This window comes from Amycolatopsis sp. NPDC058340 (genome assembly GCF_042723975.1).
Lineage (GTDB): Bacteria > Actinomycetota > Actinomycetes > Mycobacteriales > Pseudonocardiaceae > Amycolatopsis.
Genome location: NZ_JBHXIB010000036.1, coordinates 1 through 7,637, shown reverse-complemented (window position 1 = coordinate 7,637; position 7,637 = coordinate 1). Strand labels below are relative to the sequence as shown.

At 71.3% G+C, this 7,637-nt stretch carries 7 protein-coding genes; 1 reads left to right on the top strand and 6 read right to left on the bottom strand.

The window, feature by feature from the left end:
• Window positions 1-112 precede the first annotated feature (112 nt).
• The 6 genes from ACFWIW_RS29970 to ACFWIW_RS29945 form a co-directional block, all read right to left on the bottom strand.
• Window positions 113-895, bottom strand: coding sequence for a hypothetical protein (locus ACFWIW_RS29970; protein ID WP_378371560.1), 783 nt, complete (start codon window positions 893-895; stop codon window positions 113-115).
• Between the two features lie 157 nt (window positions 896-1,052).
• Window positions 1,053-2,339 carry a DUF58 domain-containing protein gene (locus tag ACFWIW_RS29965; RefSeq protein WP_378371559.1) on the bottom strand — a complete coding sequence of 429 codons (1,287 nt, stop codon included), beginning with the start codon at window positions 2,337-2,339 and terminating at the stop codon, window positions 1,053-1,055.
• Complete coding sequence (locus ACFWIW_RS29960) at window positions 2,339-3,298, bottom strand: MoxR family ATPase (protein ID WP_240601502.1); 960 nt, start codon at window positions 3,296-3,298, stop codon at window positions 2,339-2,341. The genes ACFWIW_RS29965 and ACFWIW_RS29960 overlap by 1 nt, the downstream gene beginning before the upstream one ends.
• 17 nt (window positions 3,299-3,315) lie before the next feature.
• Complete coding sequence (locus ACFWIW_RS29955) at window positions 3,316-4,440, bottom strand: DUF4350 domain-containing protein (protein ID WP_378371558.1); 1,125 nt, start codon at window positions 4,438-4,440, stop codon at window positions 3,316-3,318.
• Window positions 4,437-5,078 carry a DUF4129 domain-containing protein gene (locus tag ACFWIW_RS29950; protein WP_378371557.1) on the bottom strand — a complete coding sequence of 214 codons (642 nt, stop codon included), beginning with the start codon at window positions 5,076-5,078 and terminating at the stop codon, window positions 4,437-4,439. The genes ACFWIW_RS29955 and ACFWIW_RS29950 overlap by 4 nt, the downstream gene beginning before the upstream one ends.
• The gene (locus tag ACFWIW_RS29945) at window positions 5,072-6,271 is read right to left on the bottom strand and encodes a hypothetical protein (protein WP_378371556.1); all 1,200 of its coding nucleotides are present in this window, start codon (window positions 6,269-6,271) and stop codon (window positions 5,072-5,074) included. The genes ACFWIW_RS29950 and ACFWIW_RS29945 overlap by 7 nt, the downstream gene beginning before the upstream one ends.
• Before the next feature lie 216 nt (window positions 6,272-6,487).
• Here ACFWIW_RS29945 and ACFWIW_RS29940 point away from each other — a divergent pair, with 216 nt between their 5' ends.
• On the top strand, window positions 6,488-7,573 hold the full coding sequence (locus ACFWIW_RS29940) for a neutral zinc metallopeptidase (protein WP_378371555.1): 1,086 nt from the start codon (window positions 6,488-6,490) through the stop codon (window positions 7,571-7,573).
• The last annotated feature ends 64 nt before the right edge of the window (window positions 7,574-7,637 follow it).

The following is a 7,637-nucleotide window of genomic DNA, read 5'->3' as shown; positions in this document are numbered from 1 at the left end:
CGGTGGGGGGGGTGGTGGGGGTTTGGCCCGCCCCCGCTGTTGTGCTAACCCCCTCTCCCCTCTCCCCCCCCCTCCGGGAGGCCGCCCCCCCCACCCCGCCCCGGCCCGAAGCTCAGCAGGTGCAGCTGCCCTCGAAGGTGATGCTGTTCCCGTCCTCCAGGCTCGCGCTGCCGGTGAACCGGATCTCGAACTCGCCCGGTTCGGTCAGGACGATCTTCGGGCTCGACGCGGAACCGTCGGCGCCGGTCTTGGCCGTCGCCGTCTCGGCGCCGCCTTCGAAGACCAGCACGTTCTTCGGCCGTGCCGCGCGGACGAAGAAGTTCACCGGCACGTCGGCCGCGGGCTGACCGTTCTCCCCGATCACGCGTACCACAAACGGCTGACCGGGCGTCTTGGTGGACAGCCGCTGCCCGTTCCCCGACAAGATCGCGAGTGTCCGGACACCGGCCGCCCAGGTGTTGGACAGTCCAGGTAGGGAACAGACCTCTTGGTACAGACGCGATCCGGCGGTCGGCGCCTCCGCGGTCAGGCACCGCGCGGTCGCCACGTTCGCCAGCAGCACCAGCCCGGGCAGCCCGGCGTTCCGGCGCCATTGCTGGTGCCGGTCCTTGCCGTCGCACGCCACGAGTTTGACGCCGACCCCGTCGACGGGGCTGATCGCCGCCAGGCACTGTCCACTCGCGACATGCTTGTAGGACAGCGCCGCCTTGTCGTACACCCATTGTGCGTTGGCGTCTTTCGCGTCGGCGAGGGCGAGTTTGCCGTCGGCCGCGGCCAGGGAGACCGTCCCGCCGCCATCGGCGAGGTAGACGGGTGTCCCAGCGGGCTGCGCGGACGCGGGTGACACGAGCAGCACCGCCGGGAGCACCGCGAGGAACAGCACGAGCTTGCGCAAATCTGGCCCCAATCGCGTCGGTCCGGATCTCCTTCCGAGCTAACCGCCCGCGCACCCGCCCGCCAACCTGCACCACTCCATCGAGTTCAGCCCGGCCGGTCCTGATGTCGCGAAAGTGGCTTTCACGACATGCCCCGGGCCGGCGCCAGGCCCACCGTCAAAGCCGTCCGGCCGCCTTCAGCGCGAGATACCGGTCCGCCAGCCGCGGCGGCAGGTCCTCGGGCACCGCGTCGACGACCTCGACCCCGTGCCGCGCCAGCCGCGCGGTGACCTGGCGCCGTTCGGCCAGCACCCGCTCGGCCGCCGCCGCGTCGTAGACGGCTTCCGCGTCGCCACGGCCCGCCGCCATCTCGGCGACCCGCGGGTCCGCCACCGAGGCGATCATCAGCTGGTGCCGCGAGGTCAGCTTCGACAGCACCGGGAACAGGCCTTCCTCCAGTGGCGCCGCGTCCAGCCCGGTCAGCAGGACGACCAGCGCGCGCCGCCGGGTCCGCCGCAGCACCTCCGCGACCATTCCCCGTGCGTCGGTCTCGACCAGCGACGGTTCGAGCGGCGCCATCGCGTTCACCAAGGCGGGCAACAGATCCGACGATCCCTGGACCGCGGCGTGGACCTGCCGGTCGTACGCGAGGAGGTCGACGCGGTCGCCCGCCCGGGCGGCGAGCACGGCCAGCAGCAGGGCCGCGTCCATCGCCGCGTCGAGCCGCGGCGCGTCCCCGACCCGGCCCGCCGAAACACGGCCGGTGTCGAGCACCAGCACCACGTGCCGGTCGCGTTCGGGGCGCCAGGTCCGCACCATGACGTCGGACGCGCGGGCCGAAGCCCGCCAGTCGATCGACCGGACGTCGTCGCCGATCACGTACTCGCGCAACGAGTCGAATTCCGTGCCCTGGCCCCGGATCAGCACCGCGTTGCGGCCGTCGAGCTGCTGCAGCCGCGCCAGCCGCGACGGCAGATGCTTGCGGCTGTGGAACGGCGGCAGCACCCGCACGGTCCACGGCACGTCGTGCGAACCCTGCCGGGCGGCCAGCCCCAGCGGCCCGGTCGACCGGACGGTGACCCGGACCGCCGCCCGGTCGCCGCGACGGGTCGGCAGGAGCCGCGTGGTCACGACACGGCGTTCGCCCGCGGGCAACGTGAGGCGGTGCCGGTCGTCCGCGCCGGCGCTGGGCGGCCACGCGTCGCGAAGCCACGCGCGCACCGGGCGGCCGCCGGGATTGGCCACGGTCAGCGTGACCTCGCACTCCTCCCCCAGCCGCACGGACGTCGCGCCGGACCGCGCGAACTGGAGCCGTCGCACACTTCCGGCCAGCAGGAGATCCAGCACCACCAACACGAGCAGCACCGCCGCGGCCAGCCCGATCCCGGCCCACGAGGGCAGCAGGAAACCGACCACCGGCGCCGCGAGGAGCGCCAGCAGCCCGAGCCGCCCGGTGACGGCCATCAGCGCGGAACGGGCACGGACGCGAGGACGCGGTCCAGCACGCCGTCGGCGGTCGCGCCTTCGAGTTCGGCCTCGGGCCGCAGGTCGAGGCGGTGCCGCAAAGACGGCCGTGCCAAGGCTTTGACGTCGTCCGGGGTGGCGTAATCACGGCCCGCGAGCCACGCCCACGCCCGGGTCGCCGCCAGCAGCGCCGTCGCGCCACGTGGGGAGACACCGAGCCGCACGGACGGCATCGACCGCGTCGCCCGGCAGACGTCGACGATGTAGGCGAGCACCTCGGGCCGCACGGTGACCCCCGCGACGGCGCGCCGCGCGGCGTCGAGCTGGGCGGCCCCGGCGACCGGCGTGACCCCGGCCGCGCCGAGGTCACGCGGGTCGAAACCCTGCGCGTGCCGGGAAAGGATGCCGAATTCGTCCTCGCGGGACGGCATCGGCATGGTCAGCTTCAGCAGGAACCGGTCCAGCTGCGCCTCGGGCAGCGGGTACGTGCCTTCGTACTCGACCGGGTTCTGCGTCGCGATGACGATGAACGGGTCGGGCAGCGGCCGCGTCTTGCCGTCACTGGAGACCTGACGCTCTTCCATCGCCTCCAGCAGCGAAGACTGGGTTTTCGGCGGCGTGCGGTTGATCTCGTCGGCCAGCAACAGGTTCGTGAACACCGGGCCCTCGCGGAAGGAGAACTCGCCGCTGTGCGCGTCGTAGACGATCGAACCGGTGATGTCGCCCGGCATGAGGTCCGGGGTGAACTGCACCCGCGTCGTCTCCAGGTCCAGCGCGGCCGCCAACGCCCGCACCAGCAACGTCTTCGCCACCCCGGGAACGCCTTCGAGCAGCACGTGTCCCCGGCACAGCAACGCGATGATGAGCCCGGTGACGGCCGCGTCGTTGCCCACCACGGCCTTTCCGACTTCCGCGCGCAGGGCGATCAGCGCCGCCCGGGCTTCGGCCGCACCGTCCATACTGGACTGCTCGCTACTCAAGACCGCTCCACCTCTCGTTCCACGACATCGAGTCCGTCCGCCAGCCGCACGAGCGCGGCGTCGTCCGCGGGCGGTTCCCCGTACAACAGCGCGCCGACCTCGGCGGGCGACCGACCGGTCCGCGTGGCGACGGACTCCACCAGTGCGGCCGGTTCGGCTTCGCGGGTGAGGCCAAGCAACGGCCGAAGCCGCGCGCGGGCCGCCTCACGCAAGGTTTCCCCGGCGTGCGCGGCGGCCTTCGCCTTGCGATACAACCGAGCCCGCCCCTCGGTGGTCTCGGCCGCCCGGACCACGACCGGGATCGGCTCGGTCACCACCGGGCCCAACCGCCGCGAGCGCCACAACGCCAGCAATACCACCGCGACCCCGGCCTGCAACGCCGCGTACGACCAGCCCGCCGGGATCAGTTCGGACAGCGGCTTCTTCTCGGTCTCCAGGGACGGGTCGGCTGGCGTAGGCAGGTACCAGACCAGCCGCTCGTGCTTCCCGAGCACCCGCATCGCCAGCGCCGCGTTGCCCTCGTCGGCCAGCCGGTCGTTGGTCAACGGGGCGGCGGTGCCGAGCACGGTCACCGTCCCTTGTGGACCCGGGACTTCGAGATACGAGCCGCCGTAGCATTCCTGCGCCCTCGGCTGCGTCGCCGAATACTTCAGGCCGCCCATCGTCGCGCTCCCCGCCGCGACGGGATCCGCGGCCTCGCAGTCGGGCGCGCGGGTCTCGGTCTCGGCCTGGCCGCTCACCCGCACTCCGGGAAGGACTTCCTCGACCGTGCCTGCGCCCGGCTGCACCAGCACGATGCGCTCGGCACTCTGCCGGATCTCCGCGAAGGCGCTCTTGGGCACGTACTCGGGTTTGGTGATCAAGACCGTCGCGTCTCTCGCGACCCCCTTGGCCTCGGCGGCGGTGCGCACGACCGGGATCTTGACCCCTTCCCGCTCCAGCAAGGTCGCCAGCGCGCGGCCGCCGCCGGGCTCGTAGGAACCCGGTTCGAGCGCGCCGGTGGTCCGCTCGCCCTGGAAGAGCACGATCAGCGTGCCGGTCAGCACGATCAGGAGGACGACCGCGAGCGGAAGCCGCACCCCGCGCCAGATCCGGCGGGCGTCGGGCGAAACCGAGGTCATCCGGCCGCCAAGGCGACGGGCCTGGCACGACGGCAGCGTTCGTCCAAATCGGACAGTGACCGGTAGCCGTCCGCCGTGGCGGGGATACCTCCATAGTGGACGTCGTCGAACAGCCGGGCGCCGGCGCGCAGGGGCACGGCGACGTCGGGAAGCAGCCGCCCGGCTTCGATGGCGGCCTCGTCGGCGGTCCGTCCGGACTTCTCGTCGAGCAGCGCCCGCTCCTCCAAGGACCGCACCACGGCACGGAACCGTTCGCGGACGGCGTCGTCGAAGTCACCCCGCGCCGCGGCTTCCTCGGCCGCCTTGCGGTGTTCGCCGGAGGCCTTGCGCTGCCCGGCGAACACGGCTCGCCCGCTCTTCGCCGCCGTCGCCAAGGGCCCGGACTTCAGCCGGATCACCACCACCAGCACGATCAGCACGACGACCAGCAGCACCACGGCGAAGATCCCGCCGGGCACGACGCCATTGACCGTTTCGAGGAAGCGCAGCAGTTTCTCGACCACCCACTCGAACGCCTCGGACAGCCAGCTCGGTCTCGCGGCCTGATAGGCCTGCCCCGAGAGCTCCTCGGCGGCACGCAGCCGAGCGGTGTCCCGGTCGATGTCGACCGGGACCTCGGTGAGGAAGCGAGTCACCATGCCTGCGGCGGGGGCGGCGTCTGGATCCCGGCCGCGCGGGCCAGCTCGATGTCCATCCCCTCGCGGCGCATCCGCTGGTCGATGTAGAGGATCACGGTGACCAGCGCGCTGAACGGGCCGACGATCGTCTGCGCGATCACCGTGCCCACCGACTGCAGGATCAGGTCGCCGGTCGACGGGACGTAGATCTGGTTCAGATCACCGAAAATGGACAGGAAGGCGCTGAAGCTGAACGGGATCGTGATGATCGACGCCAGGAACGACGAGATCACGTACGCCAGCAACAGGATCCCGAAGACCCGCCAGAACATGCCGGAGACCAGCTTCACCGACCGGCGGAACGCCTCCATCACGGTGCCGCGTTCGAGGATGAACGCCGGGCTGGCCAGCGCCCAGAAGGTGTAGGGGATGATCGCGGGCAGCAGGCAGAAGACCGCCCCGACCAGGATCGCCAGCGTGTAGAGCACGGTCAGCCCGAGCAGCGGCAGCAGCCGCGGCGCCGCCTCCTTCGCGGCCTCTTTGAACGTGACCGGTTTGCCGAGGACGGCCTTGCCCATCAGGACGGTCAAGAAGCCGGTCAGCACGGTCGTCCCGAGCAGGGTGGCGACGAGGGTGATGAACGACGTCGCCAGCGTTCCGCCGAGGATGCCGAGCATCTGGTTCATCAGTTCCTGATCGGTGGCCGCCGGGCCGAGATCACGGATCTGTTCGAGATCGGCGGTGGTGTCGACCAGCAGCAGCCCGACCAGGTTGATGGCCGCGGTGAGCACGGCGGTGACCGCGGCCGCGCCGAAGACCATCCGCCAGTACCTGCGCATGGCCGTGACCGCGCCGTCGAGGATGTCGGTGAGGTTCAGCGGGCGCAGCGGGATGACACCGGGCCTGCCGAGACCGACCTTCCAGTTCGGGTACTGCTGCTGCGGCGGGGGCTGGTACGACGGCAGCGGAGGCGGCGGTGTCGCCCCGGAGGGTGACTGCCACTGCTGCTCCGGCGCCGGTGGCGGCGGCACTTCCCCCCGCGGCGGCGTCGGCGGGTCCGCCTGCGGCTGCGCCGGTGTGTCCGCCCGCGGCCGTGTTGGTTCCCCCGCCTGCGGCTGTGCTGGTTCCCCCGCCTGCGACTGTGCTGGTTCCCCCGCCTGCGGCTTCGGCGTCTCGGTGCCTTCCGGCCCGGACGGTCCGCCGGTCTCCGTCATGCGACAGCCCCTTACCCGTTCACGTTGCTTACGAACACTCTTCCAGAGGGTCCGACACCCAGCCAGAGCTGGGGTGACGACACTGATGGGTGACCGCTCGCCTCACGCTCGATACCCTCTGCAGCCGAGCTGTGGGTAGGGACGCCGTTAGCTCGTTATGCTGAACATCGGACCGGGTGCCCCCGGTTCGCCCCTAGAACCACCGGGACCGACTTGATGACGCAACCGCCCCACGGCCAGTGGCCGCCACGCGGCGCCGTCCAGCCACCGCCGGTGCACGGCCAACCCCCTGCCCAGTGGCACGGCGCGCCGCACCACTTCCCGCCTCCGCCGCCGCGCCGGTCTGTGGGCGCGATCATCGGTATCTGCCTCGGCGCGGTCGCCGTCCTGGTCCTCGGCCTGGTCGCGATCGTTTCACTCAATCGTGACGACTCCGATCACGTAGCGAACGCGGGCTACAGCACCCTCCCGAACACGCCTTCGCAGGCGGGACTGCCGCCGAGCGGGTCTTCGTCGCCCTCGTCGTCGACGAACCCGTTCCCGTCGTCGCCGACCAAGGCGCCGTCCTCGTCTAGCGGGCCGCAGAAGATCCTCAAACTCGGTGACCACCCGATCCTCCAGGACCCGAACGCCGGCCTGCAGAACCGGGTCTGCACGCTGCCGCAGTGGCAGAGCAGCCAGCAGGCCGCCGAGGCGTTCTTCACCGCGGCCGGCAAATGCCTCGACAACGCCTGGGGCCCGTTCCTCGACGCCTACGACCTGCCGTTCACCCCGCCCGCCCTGCACTTCCCGACCGGGGCCAGCTTCGAAACCGAATGCGGCACCATCCAGGTGGGCATCGCGACGGCGGCGTACTACTGCGAGAACAACCTCTACGTGCCGTTCCGCGGTCTGCAGACCGACCAGTACGGCAACAACCCCGGCGTCTACCTCGCCCTTTTCGCGCACGAGTACGGACATCACGTGCAGGAGGTCGCCGGGCTGATGGACGCGGCCTGGCAGAAGATCTACGACGCAGGCCAGAACAGCCCGGCCGGGCTGGAGATGTCGCGGCGCAAGGAACTGCAGGCGCAGTGCTTCTCCGGGATGTTCCTCGGCGCGCACGTGGACCAGGGCGGCACGGTCACCAGGGACATGTACAACAAGGCCTGGAACGACCAGGAGACCCGCGGCGACAACACCTCGCGCAGCCAGGACCACGGGACGAACGCGCACTACGCGTCGTGGTGGCGGGCCGGTGCGAGCAACAACCGGATCGCCGACTGCAACACCTTCTCGGCTCCTTCGAGCGCCGTTTCCTGACCTTTCGCGCGTGAAGGCCCCCTTCCCACCGCGCTTCCGAGGGGACGTGGGGCACAACCCGCTC

Bases quoted from the DNA above. Each gene is read 5' to 3' on its own strand.
- ACFWIW_RS29965 (WP_378371559.1), bottom strand. From the start codon at position 2,339: ATGGCCGTCACCGGGCGGCTCGGGCTGCTGGCGCTCCTCGCGGCGCCG.
- ACFWIW_RS29960 (WP_240601502.1), bottom strand. From the start codon at position 3,298: ATGGACGGTGCGGCCGAAGCCCGGGCGGCGCTGATCGCCCTGCGCGCG.
- ACFWIW_RS29955 (WP_378371558.1), bottom strand. From the start codon at position 4,440: ATGACCTCGGTTTCGCCCGACGCCCGCCGGATCTGGCGCGGGGTGCGG.
- ACFWIW_RS29950 (WP_378371557.1), bottom strand. From the start codon at position 5,078: ATGGTGACTCGCTTCCTCACCGAGGTCCCGGTCGACATCGACCGGGAC.
- ACFWIW_RS29945 (WP_378371556.1), bottom strand. From the start codon at position 6,271: ATGACGGAGACCGGCGGACCGTCCGGGCCGGAAGGCACCGAGACGCCG.
- ACFWIW_RS29940 (WP_378371555.1), top strand. From the start codon at position 6,488: ATGACGCAACCGCCCCACGGCCAGTGGCCGCCACGCGGCGCCGTCCAG.